Genomic DNA, 25,556 nt, shown 5'->3' on the forward strand with positions numbered 1-25,556 from the left:
GGGGCGGGGCGCCGGCCGGCTCCTGCGCGAGGGCCGGCGCGGAGGCCGAGACGGCAAGGGCCAGAGCGAGGGGAGCGAGCGAAAGACGGATCGGAACCAAGGCGACATCTCCATGCGAATCGGAGCCCAAACCCTTTCACGCGAATGCGGCGCAAAACCGTTGGATGGGGTTTAGCCTGCCGGAGGCGCCGCCGAGGAGAGGGGAGGCAAACCGGGCGACGCCGGAATTAAGGCGCGCGCATTCTCCAAAACCGCTTGGGATGGGGAGATTATTCCCTGAATTCCGGCGCTCGTCGGCCTATCTCGGGAACGAACGGTCGAGGCGCGGGCTTCGATGTGACGGATGATAGGAAGCTTCTCATGAAACGCATGCTCATTCTCGCGGCGCTCGCCGTCTCGCTCGCCAGCGGCGCCTCGGCCGGAAGCCTGAAGCAGATCGAGGCGGCGAAGACGCTGCGGATCGGCACCGAAGGCACCTACGCGCCCTTCACCTTCCACAACGCGTCCGGCGCGCTGGTCGGCTTCGATGTCGAGATCGGCCGCGAAGTCGCCAAGCGTCTCGGCGTCGAGCCGGTCTTCGTGGAAGGCAAGTGGGACGGGCTGATCGCGGGCCTTGCCGCCGACCGCTATGACGCGGTCATCAATCAGGTCGGCATCACGGAGGAGCGCAAGGCACGCTTCGATTTCTCCGACCCCTATATCGTTTCCAAGGCCGTGCTGATCGTCAAGCAGGATGACGACGCGATCAAGGGCTTCGCCGATCTCAAGGGCAAGCGGGCGGCGCAGTCCCTGACCTCGAACTACGGCAAGCTGGCGGAAGGCGCGGGCGCCACGCTGGTCGGCACGGACGGGTTCGACCAGTCCATCCAGCTCGTGCTGACCGGCCGTGCGGACGCCACGATCAACGACAATCTCTCCTTCCTCGACTTCAAGAAGCAGAAGCCCGACGCGCCGGTGAAGATCACTGCCACGCAGGACGAGGCCGCAGCGTCCGGCATCATCGTGCAGAAGAACAATCCCGAGCTCGTCGCGGCGGTGAACAAGGCGCTGGCCGGGATGAAGTCCGACGGCACCTATGAGAAGATCTCGCAGACCTATTTCGGCGCCGACGTTTCGCGCTGACCGGACGCGTCGGAACCAACGGGGAAGGCGGGTTCGTCCGGCTTCCCCCTCACGGGATTTGAGAGACCTTGCCCCCTTTCCTGCAGCTCATGCTCGACTCGCTCTGGCCGCTTCTCATCGGCGGGCTGCGGTTCACCCTGCCGCTGGCGATCCTGTCCTTCGCCTTCGGCCTTTCGCTCGGGTTCCTGACGGCGGTCGTACGTCTCTTCGCGCCGGCGCCGCTCGCGGCCCTCGCGCGCTTCTATGTCTGGTTCATCCGGGGCACGCCGCTTCTCGTCCAGCTTTTCGTCATCTTCTACGGCCTGCCGAGCGCCGGCATCCTGATCGACGCCTTTCCGGCGGCGCTGATCGGATTCTCCTTGAGCGTCGGTGCCTATACGTCGGAGATCATTCGCGCCGCCCTGTCCTCCATCCCTAAGGGGCAATGGGAGGCGGCCTATGCGATCGGCATGACGCGCGGCCAGGCTCTGCGGCGCACCGTGGTGCCTCAGGCGGTGCGCGTGGCGCTGCCGCCCTTGTCGAACTCCTTCATCTCGCTGGTGAAGGACACTTCGCTTGCCGCCGCGATCACGGTGCCCGAACTCTTCCAGCAGGCGCAGCGCATCGTCGCCGTCACCTACGAACCCCTGATCCTCTATATCGAGGCGGCCTTGATCTATCTCGCGTTCTCCTCGGTCCTCTCCGCCCTGCAAGGCCGCCTGGAGCAGCGCTACGGCCGGCATGGCGGCTTCGGGGAGGGACGGGCATGATACGCCTCAGCGAGATCGAGAAGAACTTTTCCGGCAATCCGGTGCTGAAGAAGGTCAGCCTCGATGTGGCGCCCGGCAAGGTCACGGCGTTGATCGGCCCCTCCGGCAGCGGCAAGAGCACGCTTCTGCGCTGCGTGAACCTTCTCGAAATTCCGGACGCCGGCCGGCTCGACCTAGACGGCCTGTCGTTGACCTTCGGCAAGGCCAAGCTCGGGCGAAAGGATGTGCTCGCCGTGCGCCGCCAAACCGGCATGGTGTTCCAGAGCTTCCAGCTCTTCCCGCACCGGACCGCGCTCGGCAATGTGATGGAAGGCCTGATCGTCGTTCTCAAATGGCCGGCGGAGCGGGCGCGCGCCCGAGCGTTGGAACTTCTCGAAAAGGTCGGTCTCGCCGATAAGGCCGACGCCTATCCCGCGACGCTTTCGGGCGGGCAACAGCAGCGCGTGGCGATCGCTCGCGCACTCGCCGCCTCGCCAAAGCTCCTGCTTTGCGACGAGCCGACCTCGGCGCTCGACCCGGAACTCGCCGCCGAAGTGGTGGATGCGCTGGGTGCCCTGGCACGCGAGGGTACGACCATGCTGATCGCCACGCATGATCTTCGCCTGGCAAACCGCATGGCGCATCACGTCGCCTTTCTGCAGGACGGCGTGGTGGTGGAGGAAGGAAATCCCGACCGCCTGTTCCGTCAGCCGACAGACCCCCGCACGATCCGCTTCGTGCGCACCTTGGCTGGCACCTGAAGCTCGGCGCTTCGCTTTGGCGACGAGATGGGTTAGGGGAGACTTCGCGTTGGGGTGGGTATCTGTTCGATCCCCGCCGACGCCCAGGCTTGAGAAGTTGGAAGACCTCAAGTTAGCTGGTCGGGTTTTCTTCTCGCCGAGCTGAAGGACGGACCCGATCGATTGGACCGTTCGACGTAACCCCAGCGTAATGGCCTTCTGATAGAGAGAGAACCGATGGGATAGCCCCGTCGGGATCTCACCCTTGATGAACTCGCCTCATACGCCCGCGCTGGAAGCCGAGTTCTCTCGGCTCAATCATCTGCGCTTTTCGCCGGCGATCGAGGCGCGCTTCGAGACCGACGAACAGGAACAGCGGTTGCGCTCGTCCAGGCTTACGGTCCTGGTGGCGGTGGCCGTTTACGACGCCTTTCTGGTCGCCGACTGGCAGATCATGTCGGACATGGTCGGATGGCTGGCCTTGATGCGCCTCGGCATCTTCACCCCGCTCGCCCTTCTCGTCTTCTGGATGCTGCCTCGCATGTCCAAAAGCTGGCAGATCGACGCGATGACGATCGGCTGCACCGTCCTCGCCGTTCTTTTTCCAACGACCGCGATGGTGTTCAGCCATTCCCCCTATGTGCTGATCTACCAGTTCGGGAGCATGGTCACGATCACCTACTTCACGCTCGTGCAGAGGGTGCGGTTCCGAATGGCCGTCATCGGCCTCGTTGCGTCGCTGACGGTCCAGTTCTGGTGCGTGGCACTCCGGCCGGAAATCGACGCAGCCTCCTATCAGTTCGTGGTCAGCTTCTACCTGTCCGGGGCGGCTCTCTTGCTGATGGGCTCCTTCGTTCTGGAGCGGACCGAGCGCCACGGGTTTCTGGAGCGCCTGCGCAGCGAATTGCTGATCGAGCATATCGAGCGAACGGCGCGGACGGACATGCTGACGGGCTTGTCGAATCGGCACCATCTCGCCGCCGTGGGGGAGGCGTTCGCGGACGGACACGAGAGCCAGCCCATTGCCGCGCTGATGATCGATATCGACCACTTCAAGCGGTTCAACGACACGCAGGGGCATCTCGCTGGCGACCGATGCATTCGCGCCGTTGCCGATCTGATCCGCCAGGAACTGGAGCGCGCGGGTGAGAGCGAGGCTGATCGGAGCTTCGCCTTCCGCTTCGGTGGCGAGGAGTTTCTAATTCTTCTTCCGGGATCGAATGAGCGACGCGCCGCCGTGCTCGGCGAGGCGATTCGCCGTCGCTTGGAGGCGGCTCGAATTCCCCATCCCGCCATGGGCGTCGGCGCGTGGGTCACGGCCTCGCTGGGCGTCGCCGCCTGCCAACAAGGCGACTTCTCGCTCGACGCCTTGGTCGGCGCGGCCGACGCCGCCCTCTATCACGCCAAGCGCGACGGACGAAACTGCCTCGCCATGACCGCCTGAGCCGATCTTCACGACTCCTGGGTGAGCTAGAGCATTTTCCGGCCGGGTAGAATCTTGGGGTCATTCTTGATTCCTTTCGTCGATCGGAAGGAAGGCAGCGATGGCGAAAGCTTTGTCGATCGATCTTCGGCACCGGGTTCTGAGGGCGATGCGCGAGGGCGCTTCGACCGATGAGGCGGCCGCGCGGTTCGGGATCGCGATCGCAACAGCGGTGCGCCGGCGCTCGAAGGATCGGGCGGGGCGCAGCGATCATCGCCGATGGGTGGGGATCGCTCAGGTCGCATCGAGGCTGAGGCTCAGCTCCTTCAAAGCCTGGTCGATGGAAAGGACGACATCACGCTGCACGAGATGCAGCGCCGCCTAGCCGGCGAGCGCGGGCTGAAGGTCGGAATGCGCACGCTCTGGCGCTTCTTCGACCGGCACGGGCTAATGTGGAAAGAAAGACCGCGCACGCGAGCGAGCAGGAGCGCCCGGACTTGCTGAAGCGTCGGCAGGCTTGGTTCGAAGCACAGCTCGATCTCCATCTCGCCAAGCTCGTCTTCATCGATGGTGAGAGAGACCCGTGGCTCTCGAACGGCTTGTCGACGAAAATGGCGCGACGCCACGGCCGAGCCCCACGAGGTGAGCGGTGCCGGTCCGGCGTGCCGTACGGTCATTGGACGACAACCACCTCCGTAGGCGCTCACGCCTGACGCGCATGACCGCGCCCATGGTGCTCGATGGTCCGATGAACGGCGTCGCGTTCCGGGCTTATGTCAGCCAAGTGCTGGTGCCCACACTCTCGCCCGGCGACATCGTCGCGATGGCCATCGCGTCGAGCCGGCGTTCCTTAGCGTCCAGCCGCGACAGCACCTCGGTGAGCATGGCCGACAGCGAGGGGCGCTCGAACTCCTCGATCGCGTCTGCCAGCCGCGCGGCGAAACCGGCCCGATCTCGCGGCACCCATGGCACTTCCAACAACGTGTCCGGCACCTCGCCGAACACTTTGACCATGATGCTTTCGAACGGAATGAGGGCCGCGGGCTTTCCGAGGTCGGCGCGTGCAAGCCTCGATGTTGCCGTCTCGGCGGCGCTGAACGGGGCGGCGGCGGGATCGGCGCACGACGACTACATGGACGAGCGAAGCGCTCCGATCGAGACCCCGGGATATCGACGTAACGGACTTGTCCACGACGAACTTGGGTGGAAAGCTTCCGGTCGCCTTTTGGGTCGATCGCGTAGGGAAACAGACGTTCGACGGACGATCTCTAGGGAGGTGGCAGACCCTGCGACGGACCAGCAAGCGCTGCGAGGATCGGTGGTCGACATGATGGGTCGCGCGCGATATTCATCCTGCAACCCGCGCGCGCCGGTTGATATCGGAGGCGTCAAGGCTCTACAGCACCTCAACGCCGGTTCCCCCAGCGAACCCAATGACCACGAACGAGACCGAATCCCATGGGCATCGGACCTGAGAGTATGTCCGCCTCGGATACCGATAGCACTGCCCCGCTGCCGATCCTCGTCGATCCGGCGCGACTTGCCGCGCTTGACGGACTGTCGATCCTCGACACGGCGCCCGAACAGGGCTTCGACGACGTGGTGCGCCTCGCCACCCGGCTCTGCGCGGCTCCCGTCGCGCTTGTCAGCCTCGTTGCCGTCGACAGGCAATGGTTCAAGGCACGTGTCGGCTTTCCCCATTGCGAGACCGACCTGAACTCCTCGGTCTGCCGGTTCGTGCTCGACGAGCCCGACGTGATCGTCATCGAGGACCTCGCCAATGATGCCCGCACCTCCGCCAACCCGCTGGTGACGGGCGAACCGCACATCCGCTTCTACGCGGGCGCGCCGCTGCGCCTGGCGAGCGGGGATGTCGTCGGCTCACTCTGCGTGATCGACACGGCACCGCGTCCCGGCGGGCTCGATGCGGACCAGGCCGACGACCTTCGCGCACTCGCACGCCAGGTATCCGGCCTCCTCGATATGAGACGGGCCGTAGCGCTGCGCGACGACGCCCTAGACAGCCAGCGCGTCGAGGTGCAGCAGGCACGACGCATCGACGTTCTTTCCAAGGCTTCGGAGGCCCTGCTCGTCGGCTTAAATCCGGCGGCGGTGCTCGACCCCATCCTGTCCGCCAATGCCGAGACGCTCGGCTTTGATCGCAGCTACATCTACGATGTCTGGCCCGAGGGCGGCCATCTGCGCCTGACGCATTCGTTGAACGCCTCGGCGCCGGTGAAGGAGTTCCTGCATAAACTACCCTTCGGAGCGCCTGTCTGCGGCATCGTCGCCGAGCGGCTCGAACCGCTGTTGTTGACCGGGATGCAGGCGGATGTCGATCCAGCCTTCGCTACTGCACGCAGCATTGGTCTCAACGCCTACGCCGGCTTCCCCGTGGTGAGCCGCGGCGCATTGCGCGGCGTCATTTCCTTTGGATCGACGCAAGTGACGGCCTTCGACCACGAAGCCCTCAACTTCTTCGAGACCCTGGCTCGGATGATGTCGGCCGTCTACGAGCGGGTCGATGGCGAACGCGCGCTGCGCGAGAGCCACGAGCGGTTCCGGCTCGCCCAGGACGCCGGATCGATTGGCACGTTTGAGATCGACATCGTGAACGACCGGGCTCGAGTGTCGACCGAAGGCTGCCGCATCTTCGGGCTACCGGAGATGGAAAGCCGCTCGCCGAAGGACTTCACTGATCTGGTCGTCCCGGACGATCGCTCGTTGCCCGCGAACGAGATGACCATGCGAGATGGCACGGCCGATACCGAAGCCGAGTACCGCATTCGGCGCGCCGACGACAACGCCCTGCGCTGGATCGCCCGCAACAGCCGCTTTATCCGAGACGAGGCCGGCAAGCCGGTGCGCATGATCGGCACGCTTCAGGACGTGACCGAGCGCCGGGCGACGCAGGAAGCGCTGCGCATCAGCGAGGAGCGCTTCCGCACCATCGTCGAAACCATCGAGGCGGCGTTCGCCATCGTCGAGGTCAAGTTCGACGCCGACGATCGCCCGGTGAACTATCGGTTCGTCGAGGCAAACCCCGCCTTCGAGCGGCAGGCCGGGGTGAACCTCCACGGCAAGTGGGTCACCGAGTTCGCTCCGGACCTCGAGCAGTTCTGGTTCGAGACCTATGGGCACGTGGCGAAAACGGGTGAGCCGGCGAGCTTCGAGAACTACGCCGAGGCATTCGAACGCTGGTTCGACGTCAAGGCCGTGCGCGTCGGGAACCCCAGTGAGCGGAGGATCGCGATCTTCTTCAGCGATGTCACGGCGCGCAAGAAGGCCGAAGCGGACCTGCGCGCCAGCGAGGCCGTGGCCCGCGATAACGTCGACCGCGTGCGGCTCGCCCTGGCGGCGGGTGCCATCATCGGCACATGGCACTGGGACATCGTTGCCGATCGCTTCAAGATCGACGAGGCCTTCGCCGCCGCCTTCGGCCTCGATCCCACCTTGGGCCGCTCAGGGATCCCGCTTGCTCAGATCGTCGCCACCGTCCATCCCGACGATCAGGAGGGGCTCGCGGACGCGATCAACGAAGCCGTCGTTCGCGGTGGTGCCTACGCCCACGAGTACCGAGTGCGGCGCGCCGACGGGAAGTACTACTGGCTGGAAGCGAACGGGCGCGTCGACCATGCGGCCGACGGCACGCCAACGAGCTTCCCGGGCGTCCTGATCGACATCGAAGAGCGGCGCGCCGTCGCCGCCGAGCGCGACCAGGTAACGGCCCGGCTGCGCGAGCGCGAGGCGTTCCTGAGCAGCGTGCTGGCCTCGTCCAGCGACTGCATCAAGGTTCTCGACCTCGATGCCAACCTCGTCTTCATGAGCGAGGGCGGGCAGAAGGTCATGGAGGTGTCGGACTTCAACGACATCGCCGGCTGTCCGTGGCCGGACTTCTGGCAGGACGAAGGCAACATCGCCGCCAAGGAGGCCATCGCCTCTGCGCAGGCCGGGGTGCCCGCGGGCTTCCAGGGGTACGCCGAAACAATGAAGGGCCGGCGGCGGTACTGGGACGTCCAAGTGTCGCCGATCCTTGGAGCCGACGGGAAGCCGGAGCGCATCCTGTCCGTATCCCGCGACATCACCCCGTTGAAGGCGTCCGAGGAGGCGCGGGCGGTCCTGAATCAGGAACTGTCGCACCGAATGAAGAACCTCCTGTCGATGGTCCAGGCAATCACGGCCCAGACCCTTCGGCAGGCTCGGAGCATGGACGAGGCGCAGGACGCGGTTTTCACCCGCATCGCGGCGCTGGCGAGGGCGCAGGATATCCTCGTGCGGACGAGCTTCGAGGAGGCGGACGTCGGCGAGATCGTCGAGGCGGCCGTCACGCCGCACCAGACCGCGGATCATCGGATCGAGGCGAGCGGTCCCGACCTTGGCCTGACCGCGCAACAAGCACTTGGCCTTTCGCTCGCCATCCACGAGCTCGCGACGAACGCCGCCAAGTACGGGGCGCTCTCGAACGAGACGGGCCGCGTGGCGATGAGGTGGGATCGCGTCGACGGCGCGTTCGTCTTCGAATGGATCGAAACGGGCGGTCCTTCCGTTAGCCCGCCTCAACGCCGTGGCTTTGGATCGAAGCTTATCGAGCGCATCGTCGCCTCCTACTTCGATGGCGAGGGGCGTCTCGACTTCGATCCGAGCGGTATCCGCTTCACTCTGACGGGCGCGAACCAGCGCGCCGAGACGACTTCGTAGAGAGCAGGCTGCATCATGGCACAATCGTTCGATCCCGCCCGCTATGCAGTCCTGGTCGTCGAGGACGACGCCCTTGTCCGCGCCGAGGCGGTCGACCTCTGCGAGGATGCCGGGTTCACCGCCTACGAAGCGCGCAACGCGGACGAGGCCATCCGCCTTCTGGAGCGCCATACGGACATCCGCGTGCTGTTCACCGACATCGAGATGCCCGGCACGATGGATGGGTTGAAGCTCGCTCGGGCGGTGCGCGACCGCTGGCCGCCGGTGGCGATCATAGTTACCTCCGGGCGCATCAAGATCAGCGAAGGCGATCTGCCGGAGAACGGCCTGTTCTTCGCCAAGCCCTACCCACCGAAGGGCGTCGTGAAAGCACTCAACGACATTGCCGCGCAAATCCAGGGCTGATCGAAGGGGAAGCAACCCCGAAGCATGAGCGTCCCGTTCTTCGACGATCCCAAGAACCTCTCCGCCATCTCGTTCCGCTGTCGGGAAGCGAGTTTTGATCGGCGCCCGCCGATGCTGCCCTCGGCTCAGGCTTGACGGAGACCGGCAGAGTTTCGTTCGCGGATCATAGCGCGCTCGAATTCGGCCAGGCGCCGATCATGTGCATGAGCATCCGCCCATGGGCGGTTGAGGTGGCGATGGCCTCGGTGAGCGAGCGGAAGGCCGCGCCTGCCTTCTGGACGCGCTCCATGATCGTGGGGGGGCGTGGGGCGCCTCATGCGAGGCGAACGAATCGGCGGACTAAGTCTCGAGGGCAGCCCACCGGCTTGCGCGGTCGAGAGCGCGGAGTTCCGCCGCGAGGCTCTTGTCTAGCGTCGGTAGGGTCATGTCTGGGTCCAGCATCAGGCCATGGCAGAGGTCCGCCAGGATAGCGGCTCTACGTTGCGCTTCTGTTGCCGCGACCGGGCTGAGGCGTGCACGCAGAGGGGGCACGCCAAAGGATTCGCGGCATCCAGAGGGCATTCGAAGCTGGAAGAGGAAGCCGCTTGGCCGCCGCCAGAGGTACATGCGCCGCAGTCCCTTGTGCACGCGGAGGTGTACGGAAGGCGAAGGGCCTTAAGAAGATCGGTGCGAAACAATGCGTTTGACGGCTGGTGGGCCCGGCAGGACTCGAACCTGCAACCAAGCGGTTATGAGCCGCCGGCTCTAACCATTGAGCTACAGGCCCCACCCGAGCGAGCCCTATCGCAATCTCGGCTCGTTCTCAAGCGGTGGTTGGGACAGGATGATGTGGACGCGGGGAAACATATTCGGCTGACGGCGTTTGACTCCCATGGACAGCATGGGAGTCGACATGTCGAATATCGAACCCAACATCATCGACCCGACCAAAGGGCCGCCCCCGCCGCCAGATTCCATTCCGGATCTGGACCCGACCCGGCCGGACGACGACCATGTCGGGTCGGACGAGATCCGCGAGCCGGGCCGGGATCGGCCGCCGATCGAGAAGGACCCGGAGGAGGGCGGGGGACCGGGGGATATCGAGCGCGCCTGATCCTTCACACCTGGAGAGAGAAGAGGCCGGGCGGCGCCGAACCGCCCGGCCTCTTTTCATTCCGGCTTGTCCTTGGCGCGTTCCGCCGCACCGTCGATCGTGGCGCGGTCGGTGCCCTGTTCCGCCACGATGCGCTTGGCCTCGTCGATCGGAATGTTGTGCTTGCCGGCCAATTCCTCGGCCGCGAGATCGGGCTCTGCGCCGGGTTCGATCGGGATATTGCTCATGGATGCCTCTCCTGTTTCCCTTCCAACGCTCAAGGAGGGGATATGGTGTCGCGACCGATCGAAGACAGCGTCACGTTCACGACAGCTCGCACTTTTGAAGACGTGGCAAACGTATGGCTCGCAGGGGCTTAACCCTGATCCTTGAGCCCCTACATAAAGACAAAAGACGAGAGGAGTTCGCCGTGAGCGTCGCGTTCGTGAAGGAACCCAACGAGAATCAAGTCGAGACCCTGCCGGACCGCGAGCTTGGGACGGACCCGAACTTCGTCACGGCGCAGGGGCTGAAGCAGATCGAGGGTCAGGTCTCCGATTTGGAAGCCGCGCTTCTCGCCGCGCGCGCGGCCGACGATAAGATCGCGTATGCCTCGATCCACCGGGACCTTCGCTACTGGCGTGCACGGAAGATGAGCGCCGAACTCGTGCCGACGCCGGAGGATGCGGAGACCGTGCATTTCGGCTCCGAAGTCACGATCGAGCGCGACGACGGGCGTGCCCAGGTGTTCCGCATCGTGGGCATCGACGAGGCGAACCCGGCCGACGGGCGCCTGTCCTATCTCTCCCCGCTCGCCAAGGCGATCGCCGGCAAGAGCGTCGGCGATGTCGTGAAGGTCGGGCCGTCCGAGGCGGAGATCGTCGAGATCAAGCCCATCGGCTGAGGGCTGACCTTAGAGACCGTTTAACAACCCGGCGGCGGAGGGCTGCCGAGTGATTTTGCGATGTTCGCGAGGCGCCTAACGCAGTCGATGCGAGGGCGCGTCGGCGAGAATTGGCAACGAAGTGACGACGGAAAAGCGCCGGCGGACCGACCCGACTGGGTTGTTAAACGGTCTCTTAAGCCGGCTGCAGCGCCCGGATGAAGCGCCGGGTCGTTTCGGCAAAACCATGCTCCAGCGCGTCGGCCGTCAGCGCATGGCCGATCGAAACCTCCTTGAGGCGCGGGATCGCGTGGCAGAGGGCCGGCAGATTGCCGATCGTCAGATCGTGCCCTGCATTCACGTCCAGCCCGACCTCAGCCGCTACCTGACCCGCCTCACGCAGCTTCCCCAACTCGCGCTCGGCCGCGGCGGAGTCGGAATGCGTGGCGCCATAGGGGCCGGTGTAGAATTCCACCCGTTCGGCCCCGAGCCGCTGGGCGATGTCGAGCCCTTGCGGCGAAGGGTCGGCGAAGAGCGAAACGCGAATGCCCCGGCTGCTTAGACGCTGGACGATGCCCGCGAGGCGCTCCGCCTCGGCGGTGAAATTCCAGCCATGGTCGGAGGTCGCCTGCGTCGGGTCGTCCGGCACGAGCGTGACCTGATCGGCACGCGCGGCCTCGCACAATTCAAGGAAATGATCGGTCGGATAGCCCTCGATGTTGAACTCCGCCGCAGGGAATTCCGCGTCGATGAGCTGACGAATCTCCGGCAGGTCGGAAAAGCGGACATGCCGCTCGTCGGGGCGGGGGTGAACCGTCAGGCCGCTGGCGCCGCTCGCCAGCGCGATGCGGCCGAAATGGATCACGTCGGGCCAGGGCAGATCGCGGCGGTTGCGCAGCATCGCGATGGCGTTGAGGTTCACGGACAAGGTGGCGGTCATGGCGGCGGGCCTCGTGCCTTGCGGGATGGCCATCCGCATGAACCCGGCCACTGAACAAGTCAACGCCCCGGCAGCAAGGCGGCCGGGGCGTTGACTTGTCGTCGGAGGGGCGTGCCTTACTCGGCGGGCGCGGGCTTCGCCGTGTTCGGCGTCGTGGCCGCCCGGCCTTGCTTCGTCAGACGCAGCACGAAGACGAAGAAGATCGGCACGAAGAAGATGGCGAGAACCGTCGCCGAGATCATGCCGCCGATGACGGTCGTGCCGATGGCGTTCTGGCTTGCGGCACTGGCGCCCGACGCGATCGCCATGGGCAGAACGCCCATGGTGAAGGCGAGCGAAGTCATCAGGATCGGGCGGAAGCGAAGATGCGCCGCCTCGATCGTCGCCTCGCGCAGACCCATGCCCTCAGCCATCAGGTCCTTGGCCACTTCCACGATCAGGATCGCGTTCTTGGACGAAAGACCGACGATGGTGATGATGCCGACCGTGAAATAGACGTCGTTGGACAGGTTGCGCAGCAGCACCGCCGCGACACAGCCGATGACGCCAAGCGGCACCACGAGCATGACCGAGAAGGGGATTGACCAGCTCTCGTAGAGCGCCGCGAGGCACAGGAACACGAAGAGCACCGCGAGCCCGATCAGGAAGGGCGCCTGGTTGCCCGACTGGATTTCCTGCAGCGACTGGCCCGTCCATTCGAACGAGAAGCCGGCGGGCAGTTGTCCGGCGAGACGCTCCATCTCCGCGATCGCCTCGCCCGATGAATAACCGGGATTGGCGTCGCCGGACAGGCGAACGGAGGGATAGCCGTTGTAGCCGACGAGCTGCGATGAGCCGAGCGTCCAGTCCGCCGTCGCGAAGGCGGAAAGGGGCACCATGCCGCCCTGCGTGTTGCGCACGTTGAGGTTCATGACCTCCTCGATGCGCATGCGCGAGCGCTCCTCGGCCTGCAGCGTGACGCGCTGCATGCGGCCGCCATTGGGGAAGTCGTTGACATAGGACGAGCCCAGCGCCGCCGAGATCGTCTGGTTGATGTCGGCGAAGGTGACGCCGAACGCGTTGGCCTTCTCGCGGTCGATATTGAGCTGGATCTGCGGGCCGGGAGGCAGGCCCTCGAAGTTGATCCGCCCGAGGATCGGGCTCTTGCCCGCTTCCGCGACGAGCTGGTCGCGCGCGGCCAGAAGCGCCGGCGTGCCCTGGTTGGCGCGGTCCTGCAGGCGGAAGGCGAAGCCGCCGGTGTTGCCGAGACCTTGGATGGGAGGCGGCGACAGGGCGAAGGCGATCGCATCCCGGAACTGGATGAGACGGCCGGAAATGATGCCGGCCAGGGTTCCCGCGTCCTCCCCGGGGCCGCGCTCGCTCCAGTCCTTCAGCGTCACGAAGGCGAGGCCCGCATTGGCGCCCTGGCCCGAGAAGGAGAAGCCCTGGATCGTGATCATGCTCTCCACGGCCTTCTGGCCGAGGATGAACTTTTCGGACTCGGACGTGACCTCGCGCAGGCGGTTGCTGGTCGCGCCCGCCGGGCCCTGGAAGTTGGCGATCAGGAAGCCCTGGTCTTCCTGCGGCAGGAAGGCGGAGGGGATCTGCACGTAGAACCAGCCGAGGCCCGCCAGAAGTGCGACATAGATGATCATGAAGCGCTTGGTGCGGCCGATGAGATAGCCGACGCCCTTGGAATAGGAATGGGACGTCTTGTCGAAGCCCCGATTGAAGAGGCCGAACAGGCCGCGCTTGCCATGGTGGTGGCCGGCCTTGACGGGCTTCAGGAAGCTGCCGCACAGCGCCGGGGTCAGCGACAGGGCGAGGAAGGCCGAGAACAGGATGGAGGTCACCATCGTCAGCGAGAACTGGCGGTAGATGACGCCGACCGAGCCGGGGAAGAAGGCGAGCGGCACGAACACGGCGCAGAGCGCTAGCGTGATGCCGATGATGGCGCCGGTGATCTGGCGCATGGCCTTCTTGGCCGCTTCCTTCGGGGGCAGGCCCTCGCTCGCCATGATGCGCTCGACATTCTCGACCACGACGATGGCGTCGTCGACCAGAATGCCGATGGCCAGAACCATGGCGAACATGGTGAGGACGTTGATCGAGAAGCCCGCCGCCAGCATCACCGCCAGCGTGCCGGCCAGCGCGATCGGTACCACCAGCGTCGGGATGACGGTGTAGCGGATGTTCTGGAGGAAGACGAACATCACGACGAACACCAGCGCCACCGCTTCGAGCAGCGTGTGGATGACCTTCTCGATCGAGGCCGAGACGAAGGGCGTCGTGTCGTAGGGGATCTGGTAGCTCACCCCTTGCGGGAAGAGCGGGGCCAGACGCTCCATGACCTGCCGCACGCCTTGCGCGGCGTCGAGCGCGTTGCCTGTCGGCGAAAGCTGGATGCCGATGGCCGCGCTCGGGCGACCGTTCAGGAATGTGTTGAAATTGTAGCTTTCGGCGTCGACCTCGACACGCGCCACGTCGGACATGCGCACCAGCGAGCCGTCGGCATTGGCGCGCAGCACGATGGCGCCGAACTCCTCCGGCGTCTGAAGCTGTCCCTTGACCAGGATCGTCGCCTGCGTCTGCTGGCTCACCGGGTTGGGATTGGCGCCGATCGAGCCGGCCGCGACCTGCGCGTTCTGCTGCTGGATGGCGGTGACGACGTCGGACACGGCCAGATTCAGGCCGACCAGACGATCCGGGTCGATCCAGACGCGCATCGATCGCTCGGAGGCGAAAAGCTGCGCGCGGCCGACGCCGGGCACGCGGCGGATCTCGTTGATGACGTTGCGGGTAATGTAGTCGCCGAGACCCACGGCATCGAGCGTCGACTTTTCGTCGCCCACCAGGGCCACGACCATAAGGAAGCTCGATCCGGCTTCCTCGACGAGGACGCCCTGCTGCGTCACCTGCTGGGGCAGCTTGGACTCGACGCGGCGCAGGCGGTTCTGCGTGTCCACCACGGCCTGGGCGATCTCGGTGCCGGCGCTGAAAGTCACGGTGATCTGCACCGAGCCGGTCGCGTCGCTCGTGCTTTCGAAGTAGATCAGGCCGTCGATGCCGTTTAGCTCCTCCTCGATCGGTCTCGTGACCTGCTGGTAGAGGTCCTCCGGCGAGGCGCCGGGGAAGGCGGTAGAGATGGTGAGCTGCGGCGGTGCGACGTCGGGATACTGGGCGATCGGCAGCGAGGGCAGCGAGATGACGCCCGCCAGGACGATGAAGATCGCGATCACCCAGGCGAAGACCGGGCGATCGATAAAGAACTGAGGCATGTCGATCGGTCCTTAGCGCGCGGTGGTGGATGCGTCGGCCGCCGGCGCCGTCGCCCGCTGCCCGTCCGCATCCTGCGAGGCCGAATTGGCCGTCCCGGCGGCTGCGGCGTCGGAGCCCGGCGCCGGGGTGGCGCGCTGGGCCTCGGGCGAAGCGGCTTGGCCGGCCGGTGTGGAGGCGGGGGCCTGCGCGCCCGCGCCGGTCGCATCCGTCTTGCCCGCGTCCTTGGACAGGCCTTCGGCCGCCGCGCCAACCGGAGTCCAGGGCGTCGGGGCCACCGGCGCGCCGGGGCCGATCTTCTGGAAGCCGTCGGCAATCACCTTGTCGCCGGCCGCCAGCCCCTGCGAGATCACCGAGCGGTTGCCGACGACGCGAACCACCGTGACGGTGCGCTGCTCCACGGTGTTGTTGGCGTTCACGAGATACAGGAAGGCCTGGCCCGACGTGTCGCGCTGCACGGCCTGATTGGGCACGGCCAGCGCCTTGGCGTCGATGCCCTGGTCCACTGCGACGCGGACATAAAGCCCTGGCAGGAGCGTGTCGTCCGGGTTCGGGAACTCGGCGCGCAGCGTTACCTGACCGCTGGTCTCCTCCACCGTGGATTCGGAGAAGAGAAGGCGGCCGGGATAGGGATACTCGCTGCCGTCGTCGAGCTTCAGGCGCACCTGCGCGACGTTTTCCTCCAGCTGCGTCAGCTGGCCGGTGCGCAGCGCCTCGCGCAGACGCAGGAGCTGCGAGACCGGCTGCTGGATGTCGGCATAGACGGGATCGAGCTGCTGGATCGTGGCCAGCGCCTCGGTGCCTGTGGTGCTGACCAGCGCGCCTTCGGTGATCAGGGCGCGGCCGATGCGGCCGGAGATCGGCGCGCGGACCGTCGCATAGTCGAGGTTGATCTGCGCGGCGCGCAGCTGCGCGCGGGCGGAGGCGAGATCGGCCTCGGCCTGGCGCTGCGTGGCGACGGCAGTTTCCAGATTGGCGGTGCCGACCGTGTTGCGGGCGACGAGGGCTTGGGTGCGCTCGGCATCCTGGCGCGCCTGCGTCAGCACGGCGTCGGCCTTGGCGACGCCGGCCTGCGCCGATTCCACCGCGACTTGGAAGGTCGCCGGATCGATCTGGAACAGGGGATCGCCCTCGTCCACGTCGGAGCCTTGCTCGAAGACGCGCTGCACAATGATGCCGCCGACGCGCGGGCGCACCTCGGCGATGCGCGTCGGCGCGATGCGGCCGGGAAGCTCGGACGTGACGGCGATCGGCTCGGGACGCACCTCGACGATGCCGACCGGCGAGGGTGGGGGCGCGCCGCCGGCGCCTTGCTGCGCGTTGGCGGTCTTCGTCTCGCCCTGGCAGCCCGACAAGGCCAAAAGCCCGAGCGCTGTCGCCATGAACAGGGTGGGTGCAGAAACTCTCATAAGACCGCCTTGTTTGCCGGCTGCGCAGAGGCCGGCCGAGACTCATATTGCCGTGCAACATACATGCATGTATGAAACTAAACAAGCGGATTGGAAGGCAGGCGAACGATGAGACGCACCAAGGCGGAGGCAATGGAAACCCGTTGCGCGATCCTCGATGCGGCGGAGGCGATGTTCTTCGAGAAGGGCGTGTCGCGCACCACCCTGGCGATGATCGCCGAGGCCGCGAACGTGACGCGCGGTGCCATCTACTTCCATTTCGCCAACAAGAACGCCCTGTTCGAGGCCATGCTGGAGCGCGGTCGCCTGCCTCAGGAATGCTTCGTCCAGCTGGACGACCTGCTCCGATCCGAGGACGATCCGCTGGAGCGGATCCGATCCAACGCGGTGGACGCGCTCGACTTCATCAGCACGAACGCCCGCGCGCAGAAGGTTCTCACGATCATGCTGCTGCGCTGCGAATACGTGGCGGAGATGGAGGAGATGCTGGTGCGCATGCGCGAGGCGGACGAGGAGATGCTGAGCGTCATCCGCCTGGCGTTCCAGGAGGCCTCGCGGCGCGGGCTGATGCGGGCGGACTGGACCCCCGAGGCCGCAACGACGACGGTTCAGTGCGCCATGAGCGGGCTCATCACCCAATGGCTGCGCTCGGGCTTCGGCTTCGACCTCGTTTCGGTCGGTCGGCGCACGCTGGAGTGCCTGTTCGATTCGTTTCGCAGCGCCCCGGCGGGGGAGGGGAGGCCGGACGGCCAGCCAACTTTGGAGCAGCGGCCGCTTCAAGCCTGAACTCGCCGCGAGTGGCACTTACGAAAAAAGCCGGGGGTGGAGCCCCCGGCTTTGGCTTTGTCCGCGTCTGGCTGCGGCCCGATCAGATCGCGCTGGAAGCCAGGCGACGATTGATGAAGAGTGCCAGAAGCGTGAACACCGCGCCGGACAGGAGATAGGCGCCCGAGAAGACGAGGCCGAGATTGTCGGCGATGGCGAGCGCGGCCAGCGGCGCGAAGCCGGCGCCGAAGAGCCAAGCCAGGTCCGAGGTAAGGGCCGAGCCGGTGTAGCGATAGGCGCGCGGGAAGTTCGCCGCGAGAGCGCCCGAGCACTGGCCGAAGGACACGCCCAGGATCACCGAGCCGATCACCATGTAGATGGTCTCACCCACCGCGCCGCCGTTCAGCAGCAAGGGCGCGAGGCCGCTGTAGAAGGCGATGGCGCCGGCGCAGACGCCGAGAACGCGGCGGCGGCCGAAGCGATCGGCCAGCGGGCCGGACGCGATATGCGCGATGGTGCCGAACACGGTCGCGACCAGCTCGATCAGGAGGAAGCGCGCGACGCTTTCACCGGCGAAAAGCGTGACCCAGGACAGCGGAAACACCGTGACCATGTGGAACAGCGCGAAGCTCGCGAGCGGCACGAAGGCGCCGATCACGATGTTGCGACCGTTCTGCGAGATGGTCCTGCGAACCGACGAGGGCTGCAACTCGCCGCGCTCGAACAGCTCGCGATAGTTCTCGGTCAGAACGATACGCAGCCGCGCGAAGAGCGCCACGACGTTGATCGCGAAGGCGACGAAGAACGGATAGCGCCAGCCCCAGCCGAGGAAGTCTTCCTGCGTCAGGTTGGTGATCAGGAAGTAGTAGAGCGCGCTGGCGACGATGAGGCCGAACGGCGCGCCCAGCTGCGGCAGCATGGCGTACCAGCCGCGCTTGTTCTCCGGCACGCTGACCGCGAGCAGCGGGGCGAGACCATCCCAGGTGCCGCCGAGCGCCAGACCCTGACCGAAACGAAGCACGGCGAGCGTGACGACGGAGGCGAAACCGACGCTGGCGTAGCTCGGCAGGAAGCCCATGACGATGGTCGAGCAGCCGAGGAGGAAGAGCGCCGTGGTGAGCTTGGCGGCGTCGCCATAGCGACGGTGCATCCAGGTGAAGAAGATCGTGCCCAGCGGCCGGACTGCGAAGGCCAGTGCCAAGAGCGCGAAGGAGTAGTAGGTTCCCGTCACCGGATCGACGAAGGAAAAGACCACCGCCGGGAACACCAGCACGGAGGCCAGCGCGTAGACGAAAAAGTCGAAGAACTCGGCCGTGCGGCCAATCAGCACTCCGATTGCGATCTCGCTCGGTCTGACTTCTCCGTGATGCGCGTTCGCGACGCGCGCATCCCTCTCAAAAGCGGACGGAGCGGCCGCCGCGGTGTTCGAACTCATTTTTGATCTCGCTCCTCATCTTTAGACATGGTGGAAACATTCGCGTTTCCGTCATCGATGCCACCTTGAATATAGGCCTCGGCGGGCTTAACGAACGCCTCATAAACGATTTGCTGCGATGCAGCTAAGAAAAGCATGCAAGCGACCCCATTTCGCTGATTGGACCGCGACCTTGAGCCGATATCGCTTCCTAGCCCTCGCACCGCTTCTCCTCCTGATCGGCGGCTGCAATGCCGTGCTGCTGAACCCGGCAGGCGACGTCGCCGTCCAGAAGCGCGACCTTCTCTATATCTCAACCGGGCTGATGCTCCTCATCATCATTCCGGTCATCGCTGCGACGGTGATCTTCGCCTGGCGCTACCGCCGCGGCAACAAGGATGCGACCTACGATCCCGAATGGAACCATTCGACGCACCTGGAACTGGCGATCTGGTCGGCGCCGCTGCTCATCATCATCTGTCTGGGAGCGCTGACCTGGACGGCGACCCATCTTCTCGACCCATACCGGCCCCTGACGCGAATCGCCGAAGGCCAGCCGGTGACGCCCGAGATGAAGCCGCTTGAAGTGCGCGTCGTTTCGCTCGACTGGAAATGGCTCTTCATCTACCCCGACCTCGGCATCGCGACCGTCAACGAGCTGGCCGCGCCGGTGAACACGCCCATCAACTTCAAGCTGACCTCGGCCAGCGTGATGAACGCGTTCTTCGTCCCTTCCATGGCCGGCATGATCTACACGATGGCCGGCATGGAAACGCAGCTGCACGCGGTGATGAACAAGGAAGGCGTCTACGAGGGCATGTCCTCGCATTACAGCGGCGCCGGGTTCTCGAACATGAAGTTCAAGTTTCACGGCCTTGCCCAAGGCGATTTCGACGCCTGGGTCGCCAAGGTCCGTTCCGAGGGCCAGCCGCTGAGCCGCGAGCTGTTCCTCGAGCTGGAGAAGCCCAGCGAGAAGGAGCCGATCCACTACTATTCGAGCTTCGCGGACGGGCTCTACAACGCCATCCTCAACAAGTGCGTCGCCCCCGGCAAGATGTGCGCCGACGAGATGATGCATATCGACGCGATGGGCGGGGCAGGGGTCGACAGCCACGAAAATCGCGAGCGTCTTCTCTATGACAACCGGCGCGCGGTGGCGGGCGACGAGCCTTCGGGCGCGACCTTCCCGGCCAGCGGTCGCCTGCCGCACAGCGACGACCAGCCCCAGGGAATGCAGCCCGACCAGCTGAACCCGCAGGTCAACCAGGACGGAACGAGCACGCCGCCAGTGCAGGGGCATTCCGGCCACACGATGCCCAACAGCGGCACCGGCGCTGCGCCGGCGCAGCTGAACCAGACGAACTAACAGAGCACCGTGTCGCGCCGTCCCGGGTGCGACGCCAGACGATGCCATCGCACGAGTGCCAGAGATGCAAGACAACTCCGATCTCATACGAATGATCTTCGGGCGGCTGACGTTCGAAGCCTTCCCGTACCACGAGCCGATCGTGGTCGTGACCTTTGCGGTCGTCGCGCTCGGCGGGCTCGCGCTGCTCGCCGCGCTGACCTATTTCAAGCTCTGGGGCTATCTCTGGAAGGAGTGGTTCACCAGCGTGGACCACAAGAAGATCGGCATCATGTACATGGTGCTCGGCATCGTCATGCTGCTGCGCGGCTTCGCCGACGCCATCATGATGCGCCTCCAGCAGGCCATCGCCTTCGGCGGGTCGGAGGGCTATCTCAACGCCCACCACTACGACCAGGTCTTCACGGCGCACGGCGTCATCATGATCTTCTTCGTCGCCATGCCCTTGGTGACGGGTCTCATGAACTTCGTGGTGCCGCTGCAGATCGGCGCGCGTGACGTCTCCTTCCCCTTCCTGAACAATTTCAGCTTCTGGATGACGGTCGGCGGCGCGGTGCTGGTGATGCTGTCGCTGTTCGTGGGCGAATTCGCGCGCACCGGCTGGCTGGCCTTTCCGCCGCTGTCGGACGCCAACTACAGTCCGGGCGTCGGCGTCGACTATTATATCTGGGGCCTTCAGGTGGCCGGTGTCGGCACGCTTCTGTCGGGCGTCAACCTGCTCGTGACCATCATCAAGATGCGCGCGCCGGGCATGACCCTCATGAAGATGCCGATCTTCTGCTGGACCTCGCTCTGCACGAACGTCCTGATCGTGGCCTCCTTCCCGGTCCTGACGGCGGTGCTGGCCCTCCTTTCGCTCGACCGCTACGCCGGCACCAACTTCTTCACGAACGATCTCGGCGGCAATCCGATGATGTACGTGAACCTCATCTGGATCTGGGGCCATCCCGAGGTCTACATCCTCATTCTGCCGGCCTTCGGCATCTTCTCCGAAATCACCTCGACCTTCTCGGGCAAGCGCATCTTCGGCTACACGTCGATGGTCTACGCTTCGGTGGTCATCACGATCCTGGCCTACCTCGTCTGGCTCCATCACTTCTTCACGATGGGCTCGGGGGCGAGCGTGAACTCGTTCTTCGGCATCACGACGATGATCATCTCGATCCCGACGGGCGCCAAGATCTTCAACTGGCTGTTCACGATGTATCGCGGCCGCATCCGGTTCGACGTGCCGATGATGTGGACGATCGCCTTCATGATCACCTTCGTGATCGGCGGCATGACGGGTGTGCTCCTGGCCGTTCCGCCGGTCGATTTCGTCGTGCACAACTCGCTGTTCCTGGTCGCGCACTTCCACAACGTGATCATCGGCGGCGTGCTGTTCGGCCTCTTCGCCGGCATCAACTACTGGTTCCCGAAGGCCTTCGGCTTCAAGCTGAATGCCTTCTGGGGCAAGATGAGCTTCTGGTTCTGGGTGGTCGGCTTCTACTTCGCCTTCATGCCGCTCTACGTGCTCGGCCTGATGGGCGTCACGCGTCGTCTGCGCGTGTTCGACGATCCCTCGCTCCAGATCTGGTTCGTGATCGCGGCCTTCGGCGCTGCGCTGATCGCGCTGGGCATCGCCGCCTTCCTCATGCAGATCTTCGTCAGCATCCGCGACCGGCACAAGCTGGTGGATGTCGACGGCGATCCCTGGGGCGGGCGCACGCTGGAATGGGCGACCTCCTCGCCGCCGCCGGGCTACAACTTCGCCTTCTCGCCGATGATCCACGAGAACGATGCCTGGTGGCAGATGAAGCAGCGCGGCTACGAGCGCCCGCTGGAAGGCTTCAAGCCGATCCACATGCCGCGCAACACCGAGGCGGGCGTCGTGATCGCCGGGCTGAGCGTGGTCTTCGGCTTCGCCATGATCTGGTACATCTGGTGGCTCGCCGCGCTCAGCCTCGTCGCGATCGTCGGCTACGCGATCTACCACACGTTCAACTATGACCGGAGCTACCACATCCCGGTCAGCGAAGTGATCGCGACGGAAGCCGAGCGGACCCGTCTCCTCTCGAAGGTGAAGCACGCATGAGCACGAGCACCTTGCACGCGGCGCAGGGCGAAGAGAACCTGAGCTTCTACGTCGCCGACGAACATGAGCATGCCGAGGGCTCCAGCACGATGCTGGGGTTCTGGATCTACCTGATGAGCGACTGTCTCATCTTCGCCTGCCTGTTCGCCGTCTATGCCGTTCTCGGGAATGCCTATGCGGCGGGCCCGAGCCCGCGCGACCTGTTCGACCTGCCGCTGGTGGCGCTGAACACGTCGATGCTGCTCCTGTCGTCGATCACCTACGGCTTCGCCATGCTCTCCATGGCGAAGCGGGACGTGCGCTCGGTCCAAGTCTGGCTGGCCATCACCGGCCTGTTCGGCCTCGCCTTCCTCTCGATCGAGCTCTACGAGTTCTGGCACCTCATCCACGAGGGCGCGACGCCGCAGCGCAGTGCCTTCCTCTCGGCCTTCTTCACGCTGGTCGCCACCCACGGCCTGCACGTGACCTTCGGCCTGATCTGGCTGGTCACGCTCATGGTCCAGATCCGTCAGCGCGGCCTCGTGCCGGCCAACCAGCTTCGCCTATCGTGCCTCAGCCTGTTCTGGCACTTCCTGGACGTCATCTGGATCGGCGTCTTCACCTTCGTCTACCTCATGGGAGTGCTTCGATGAGCGCCAACGCCCCCTCGACCAAACACGCCGCCCTGGCGGACGGCGCGGGGAAGGGGCCGACGGACGATCACGGCCATCTCGACGGCCATGGCCACGACCATGGCACGATGGGCGGCTATGTCACCGGCTTCCTCCTGTCGGTCATCCTGACGGCCATTCCGTTCTGGCTCGTCATGTCCGACGTGCTTCAGGACCGGGCGCTCACCGGCATCATCATCATGGGTTTGGCGGCGGTGCAGATCGTCGTCCACATGATCTTCTTCCTGCATATGAACGGGAAGTCGGAAGGCGGCTGGACCATGACCGCGCTGGTCTTCACGGTCGTGGTCGTGGTGATCGTCCTCGCCGGTTCGCTCTGGGTCATGTACCACATGAACACGAGCATGATGCCGATGATGGACATGGGCATGACGCCCTGACCGAACGGATCGCTGCCGCCTGACCGAGTTCGGCGGCAGCAATCTCTTCCATCGTTTCGCGCGGCGACCCGCCGCGCGAAACCGCCTGAGGTGGCCCGTGAAAGGACCACGATGCCCCGCCGTTCCCGGATCGTCCTTCTCGCTCTCTCCCTGCCGCTGATCGTGGGCCTTCTCGGCCTCGGCATCTGGCAGGTCGAACGCCGCGCCTGGAAGCTCGATCTGATCGAGCATGTCGACCAGAGGGTCCATGCCCCGGCCGTTCCCGCGCCTGGGCCTTCTGAATGGTCATTGCTCGATCCCACCGACGACGAGTATCGCCACGTTCGGCTGACCGGCACTTTCCTCCATGATCGCGAAACGCTGGTGCAGGCCCTCACGACGCTGGGGGGCGGCTTCTGGGTGCTGACGCCGCTCCAGGCGCCGGACGGCTCCGTCACCCTCGTGAATCGCGGCTTCGTCCCAACCGAGCGGCGCGATCCCGCCTCACGGCCAGACGGCCAGGTGCAGGGCACCCAGACGATCGAAGGGCTCCTGCGCCTCAGCGAGCCGGGCGGGCGCGTCCTGCGCGCCAACGAACCCGAGGCCGACCGCTGGTTCTCCCGCGACATCGGTGCCATCGCCGCGCGGCGCGGGCTCGAACGCGTCGCGCCCTTTTTCGTGGACGCCGATGCCGCGTCCAATCCGGGCGGCGCCCCCGTCGGCGGTTTGACGGTCGTTCAATTCAACAACAACCATCTCGTCTACGCCCTGACCTGGTTCGCGCTGGCGCTCATGCTCACGGCGGCGGTCGTCTACGCTTGGCGGCACGATCGCAAACCTGCGTGAAGGCCTGATGCGGCATGGGCCCAGCATACGCCGCAGGGCTCGCTCGCCCGCCGTTTCGTTGCTACATCGGGGCGGGGACAGCCAGCGATCGGGGGACGCATGACACTCGGCTCGAAGCGGAGCGGGCGCGCGGCGGGGCGAATGGCTCTTGCGCTGGTGGCCTCCGGCGTGGCGCTCTCGGCCTGCGCGAGCCGGCCCTATGCCACGCTCGTTCCCGTAGAGCGCAGCGTTCCCGGCGCGCATAAGGTGGACATGCTGGTGGCCACCACACGCGCGCCGTCGACCGTGCCGGGCGTCGTCTTCTCCGGTGATCGCGGACCGGAACTCTCCTTGGAAAACATCATCGTCTCGATCCCGCCCGATGGTGCGCGCAAGGCGGGCGAGGTCGTGTACCCCAGGCCGAGCGCGCCCGACCCGGCGCGGGAGTTCGTCGCGCTGCGCATCGATCCGATGAGTCAGAAGGACAGCGATCGCTGGTTCCAGCAGCGCAAGTCCCCGAGCGGGCGGCTCCTGATCTTCGTTCACGGGTTCAATTCGAGCTACGAGGAAGCGGTCTTCCGCTTCGCTCAGATCAGCTACGATTCGGGCGCGGACGCCGCGCCGATCCTGTTCACCTGGCCCTCGCAGGGCTCGATCTTCGGCTATCTCTACGACCGCGAGAGCGCCAACTACTCGCGCTCCAGCCTGGAAAAGGTGATCGAGGCGGCGGCGGCGCGCAAGGACGTGACCGAAATCACCATCATGGCGCATTCCATGGGAAGCTGGCTGACCATGGAGGCGCTACGGCAGATCGCGATCCGAAAAGGGAGCCTTCCGAGGAAGCTCGGCCATGTCGTCCTGGCCTCGCCCGATCTCGACGTCGACGTGTTCCACGAGCAGCTGGACGAGATCGGGCCGGACCAGTCGCGCATCACGATCTTCACCTCGCAGGACGATCGCGCGCTTCTGGTTTCCCGCCGTCTGGCCGGCGGCGTCCAGCGCCTCGGAGCGGTGGACCTGACCAAGCCCGATGTGCAGGCCGCGTTCGCCCAGCGCGGCATCACGGTGGTGGACCTCACCAGCATCCGCACCGGCGACAGTCTCAATCACACGAAGTTCGCGCAAAGCGCCGAGGTCGTGCAGGCGATCGGACGGCGTCTGATCGCGGGGCAGAAAGTCTCGGAAGGCAGCCCGGGTCTGGGCGAGACGCTGGGCGCGGCCGCGATCGGCACGGCGCAGGGCGTCGGCTCGGCCGTGAATGCTGCGGTGAACGCGCCGGCGGCGATCGTCGATCCCGGCGCACGCCAGAGGTTTGGGCGCAGCATCGAGGATGTCGGCCGCAATATTGGCGGATCGCTTCAGACCGTGACAGGCAATTGACGCGATCAAAAAAAGGCCCGCCCTTTG

General features: G+C 65.5%; 22 protein-coding genes, 1 tRNA gene and 2 pseudogenes. 17 read left to right on the plus strand and 8 right to left on the minus strand.

Annotation, left to right across the window (positions count from 1 at the left end; translation table 11 throughout):
- Positions 1–360: 360 nt before the first annotated feature.
- The 6 genes and pseudogenes from AUL32_RS04565 to AUL32_RS25885 form a co-directional block, all read left to right on the plus strand.
- A complete protein-coding gene (locus AUL32_RS04565) occupies positions 361–1,122 on the plus strand; it encodes an amino acid ABC transporter substrate-binding protein (RefSeq protein WP_062112136.1) in 762 nt (253 codons plus the stop codon).
- A gap of 68 nt (positions 1,123–1,190) precedes the next feature.
- A complete protein-coding gene (locus AUL32_RS04570) occupies positions 1,191–1,871 on the plus strand; it encodes an ABC transporter permease subunit (protein ID WP_061975329.1) in 681 nt (226 codons plus the stop codon).
- Positions 1,868–2,611 (plus strand): amino acid ABC transporter ATP-binding protein, encoded by a 744-nt coding sequence (locus AUL32_RS04575; protein ID WP_062112138.1) that lies wholly within the window; start codon positions 1,868–1,870, stop codon positions 2,609–2,611. The genes AUL32_RS04570 and AUL32_RS04575 overlap by 4 nt, the downstream gene beginning before the upstream one ends.
- Before the next feature lie 247 nt (positions 2,612–2,858).
- Positions 2,859–4,034, plus strand: coding sequence for a GGDEF domain-containing protein (locus AUL32_RS04580; RefSeq protein ID WP_062112140.1), 1,176 nt, complete (start codon positions 2,859–2,861; stop codon positions 4,032–4,034).
- A gap of 100 nt (positions 4,035–4,134) precedes the next feature.
- Positions 4,135–4,246, plus strand: a pseudogene (locus tag AUL32_RS25880) (IS630 family transposase); the annotation flags it as partial.
- Between the two features lie 220 nt (positions 4,247–4,466).
- Positions 4,467–4,839: pseudogene (locus AUL32_RS25885) on the plus strand (transposase); the annotation flags it as partial.
- On the opposite strand, the gene AUL32_RS04590 reads toward AUL32_RS25885, so the two are convergent.
- Positions 4,785–5,027: a hypothetical protein gene (locus AUL32_RS04590; RefSeq protein ID WP_062112144.1), complete on the minus strand. Its 243-nt coding sequence runs from the start codon at positions 5,025–5,027 to the stop codon at positions 4,785–4,787. The pseudogene AUL32_RS25885 and the gene AUL32_RS04590 sit on opposite strands and share 55 nt — an antisense overlap.
- Positions 5,028–5,492: 465 nt before the next feature.
- Between AUL32_RS04590 and AUL32_RS25890 the strand changes: the two genes are divergently transcribed.
- Together AUL32_RS25890 and AUL32_RS04600 are read left to right on the plus strand one after the other, a co-directional pair.
- On the plus strand, positions 5,493–8,711 hold the full coding sequence (locus AUL32_RS25890; RefSeq protein WP_062112146.1) for a PAS domain S-box protein: 3,219 nt from the start codon (positions 5,493–5,495) through the stop codon (positions 8,709–8,711).
- 15 nt (positions 8,712–8,726) lie between these two features.
- Positions 8,727–9,116 carry a response regulator gene (locus AUL32_RS04600; RefSeq protein ID WP_061975339.1) on the plus strand — a complete coding sequence of 130 codons (390 nt, stop codon included), beginning with the start codon at positions 8,727–8,729 and terminating at the stop codon, positions 9,114–9,116.
- Positions 9,117–9,806: 690 nt separating this feature from the next.
- Here AUL32_RS04600 and AUL32_RS04610 read toward each other — a convergent pair.
- A tRNA-Ile gene (locus AUL32_RS04610) sits at positions 9,807–9,882 on the minus strand.
- Positions 9,883–10,008: 126 nt separating this feature from the next.
- Here AUL32_RS04610 and AUL32_RS04615 point away from each other — a divergent pair.
- Positions 10,009–10,209 (plus strand): hypothetical protein, encoded by a 201-nt coding sequence (locus tag AUL32_RS04615; protein WP_148640001.1) that lies wholly within the window; start codon positions 10,009–10,011, stop codon positions 10,207–10,209.
- 56 nt (positions 10,210–10,265) lie between these two features.
- Here the strand turns inward: AUL32_RS04615 and AUL32_RS25020 are convergent, their stop codons facing one another.
- The gene (locus AUL32_RS25020; protein ID WP_156421323.1) at positions 10,266–10,436 is read right to left on the minus strand and encodes a hypothetical protein; all 171 of its coding nucleotides are present in this window, start codon (positions 10,434–10,436) and stop codon (positions 10,266–10,268) included.
- 182 nt (positions 10,437–10,618) lie between these two features.
- On the opposite strand from AUL32_RS25020, the gene greA reads away from it, so the two are divergent.
- On the plus strand, positions 10,619–11,092 hold the full coding sequence (gene greA, locus AUL32_RS04620; protein WP_061975345.1) for a transcription elongation factor GreA: 474 nt from the start codon (positions 10,619–10,621) through the stop codon (positions 11,090–11,092).
- Between the two features lie 175 nt (positions 11,093–11,267).
- On the opposite strand, the gene AUL32_RS04625 is transcribed toward greA, so the two are convergent.
- From AUL32_RS04625 to AUL32_RS04635, 3 genes are all read right to left on the minus strand, one after another.
- Positions 11,268–12,011, minus strand: coding sequence for a pyridoxine 5'-phosphate synthase (locus AUL32_RS04625; protein WP_062112150.1), 744 nt, complete (start codon positions 12,009–12,011; stop codon positions 11,268–11,270).
- A gap of 116 nt (positions 12,012–12,127) precedes the next feature.
- A complete protein-coding gene (locus AUL32_RS04630; protein ID WP_061975349.1) occupies positions 12,128–15,268 on the minus strand; it encodes an efflux RND transporter permease subunit in 3,141 nt (1,046 codons plus the stop codon).
- A gap of 12 nt (positions 15,269–15,280) precedes the next feature.
- On the minus strand, positions 15,281–16,675 hold the full coding sequence (locus AUL32_RS04635; RefSeq protein WP_062112152.1) for an efflux RND transporter periplasmic adaptor subunit: 1,395 nt from the start codon (positions 16,673–16,675) through the stop codon (positions 15,281–15,283).
- A gap of 108 nt (positions 16,676–16,783) precedes the next feature.
- Here AUL32_RS04635 and AUL32_RS25550 point away from each other — a divergent pair, with 108 nt between their 5' ends.
- Complete coding sequence (locus AUL32_RS25550) at positions 16,784–17,461, plus strand: TetR family transcriptional regulator (RefSeq protein ID WP_082659283.1); 678 nt, start codon at positions 16,784–16,786, stop codon at positions 17,459–17,461.
- Positions 17,462–17,543: 82 nt separating this feature from the next.
- On the opposite strand, the gene AUL32_RS04645 is transcribed toward AUL32_RS25550, so the two are convergent.
- Positions 17,544–18,875, minus strand: a complete 1,332-nt coding sequence (locus AUL32_RS04645; protein WP_061975355.1) for an MFS transporter — start codon at positions 18,873–18,875, stop codon at positions 17,544–17,546.
- Positions 18,872–19,012, minus strand: coding sequence for a hypothetical protein (locus tag AUL32_RS25555; protein ID WP_192847427.1), 141 nt, complete (start codon positions 19,010–19,012; stop codon positions 18,872–18,874). Before AUL32_RS25555 ends, AUL32_RS04645 begins: the two co-directional genes overlap by 4 nt.
- 35 nt (positions 19,013–19,047) lie before the next feature.
- Here AUL32_RS25555 and cyoA point away from each other — a divergent pair, with 35 nt between their 5' ends.
- The 6 genes from cyoA to AUL32_RS04675 all read left to right on the plus strand — a co-directional run bounded on the left by cyoA (position 19,048) and on the right by AUL32_RS04675 (position 25,529).
- Positions 19,048–20,220, plus strand: coding sequence for a ubiquinol oxidase subunit II (gene cyoA / locus AUL32_RS04650; protein ID WP_061975357.1), 1,173 nt, complete (start codon positions 19,048–19,050; stop codon positions 20,218–20,220).
- A gap of 64 nt (positions 20,221–20,284) precedes the next feature.
- On the plus strand, positions 20,285–22,294 hold the full coding sequence (gene cyoB / locus AUL32_RS04655) for a cytochrome o ubiquinol oxidase subunit I (protein WP_062112155.1): 2,010 nt from the start codon (positions 20,285–20,287) through the stop codon (positions 22,292–22,294).
- On the plus strand, positions 22,291–22,926 hold the full coding sequence (gene cyoC / locus AUL32_RS04660) for a cytochrome o ubiquinol oxidase subunit III (protein WP_061975361.1): 636 nt from the start codon (positions 22,291–22,293) through the stop codon (positions 22,924–22,926). Before cyoB ends, cyoC begins: the two co-directional genes overlap by 4 nt.
- Positions 22,923–23,345: a cytochrome o ubiquinol oxidase subunit IV gene (gene cyoD / locus AUL32_RS04665; RefSeq protein WP_062112158.1), complete on the plus strand. Its 423-nt coding sequence runs from the start codon at positions 22,923–22,925 to the stop codon at positions 23,343–23,345. Before cyoC ends, cyoD begins: the two co-directional genes overlap by 4 nt.
- Before the next feature lie 111 nt (positions 23,346–23,456).
- Positions 23,457–24,170, plus strand: a complete 714-nt coding sequence (locus AUL32_RS04670; protein WP_062112160.1) for an SURF1 family protein — start codon at positions 23,457–23,459, stop codon at positions 24,168–24,170.
- A gap of 99 nt (positions 24,171–24,269) precedes the next feature.
- Complete coding sequence (locus AUL32_RS04675) at positions 24,270–25,529, plus strand: alpha/beta hydrolase (protein WP_062112162.1); 1,260 nt, start codon at positions 24,270–24,272, stop codon at positions 25,527–25,529.
- Positions 25,530–25,556 lie beyond the last annotated feature (27 nt).

This window comes from Aureimonas sp. AU40 (genome assembly GCF_001463785.1).
In the GTDB taxonomy this organism is placed as follows: domain Bacteria; phylum Pseudomonadota; class Alphaproteobacteria; order Rhizobiales; family Rhizobiaceae; genus Aureimonas.

Bases quoted from the DNA above. Each gene is read 5' to 3' on its own strand.
- AUL32_RS04590 (WP_062112144.1), bottom strand. From the start codon at position 5,027: ATGGTCAAAGTGTTCGGCGAGGTGCCGGACACGTTGTTGGAAGTGCCA.
- AUL32_RS25555 (WP_192847427.1), bottom strand. From the start codon at position 19,012: ATGCTTTTCTTAGCTGCATCGCAGCAAATCGTTTATGAGGCGTTCGTT.
- AUL32_RS04575 (WP_062112138.1), top strand. From the start codon at position 1,868: ATGATACGCCTCAGCGAGATCGAGAAGAACTTTTCCGGCAATCCGGTG.
- AUL32_RS04580 (WP_062112140.1), top strand. From the start codon at position 2,859: ATGAACTCGCCTCATACGCCCGCGCTGGAAGCCGAGTTCTCTCGGCTC.
- AUL32_RS04630 (WP_061975349.1), bottom strand. From the start codon at position 15,268: ATGCCTCAGTTCTTTATCGATCGCCCGGTCTTCGCCTGGGTGATCGCG.
- cyoB (WP_062112155.1), top strand. From the start codon at position 20,285: ATGCAAGACAACTCCGATCTCATACGAATGATCTTCGGGCGGCTGACG.
- AUL32_RS04565 (WP_062112136.1), top strand. From the start codon at position 361: ATGAAACGCATGCTCATTCTCGCGGCGCTCGCCGTCTCGCTCGCCAGC.
- cyoD (WP_062112158.1), top strand. From the start codon at position 22,923: ATGAGCGCCAACGCCCCCTCGACCAAACACGCCGCCCTGGCGGACGGC.
- AUL32_RS04645 (WP_061975355.1), bottom strand. From the start codon at position 18,875: ATGAGTTCGAACACCGCGGCGGCCGCTCCGTCCGCTTTTGAGAGGGAT.
- AUL32_RS04635 (WP_062112152.1), bottom strand. From the start codon at position 16,675: ATGAGAGTTTCTGCACCCACCCTGTTCATGGCGACAGCGCTCGGGCTT.
- AUL32_RS04675 (WP_062112162.1), top strand. From the start codon at position 24,270: ATGACACTCGGCTCGAAGCGGAGCGGGCGCGCGGCGGGGCGAATGGCT.
- AUL32_RS25890 (WP_062112146.1), top strand. From the start codon at position 5,493: ATGTCCGCCTCGGATACCGATAGCACTGCCCCGCTGCCGATCCTCGTC.
- cyoC (WP_061975361.1), top strand. From the start codon at position 22,291: ATGAGCACGAGCACCTTGCACGCGGCGCAGGGCGAAGAGAACCTGAGC.
- AUL32_RS04600 (WP_061975339.1), top strand. From the start codon at position 8,727: ATGGCACAATCGTTCGATCCCGCCCGCTATGCAGTCCTGGTCGTCGAG.
- AUL32_RS04625 (WP_062112150.1), bottom strand. From the start codon at position 12,011: ATGACCGCCACCTTGTCCGTGAACCTCAACGCCATCGCGATGCTGCGC.
- AUL32_RS25550 (WP_082659283.1), top strand. From the start codon at position 16,784: ATGAGACGCACCAAGGCGGAGGCAATGGAAACCCGTTGCGCGATCCTC.
- AUL32_RS04615 (WP_148640001.1), top strand. From the start codon at position 10,009: ATGTCGAATATCGAACCCAACATCATCGACCCGACCAAAGGGCCGCCC.
- AUL32_RS25020 (WP_156421323.1), bottom strand. From the start codon at position 10,436: ATGAGCAATATCCCGATCGAACCCGGCGCAGAGCCCGATCTCGCGGCC.
- AUL32_RS04670 (WP_062112160.1), top strand. From the start codon at position 23,457: ATGCCCCGCCGTTCCCGGATCGTCCTTCTCGCTCTCTCCCTGCCGCTG.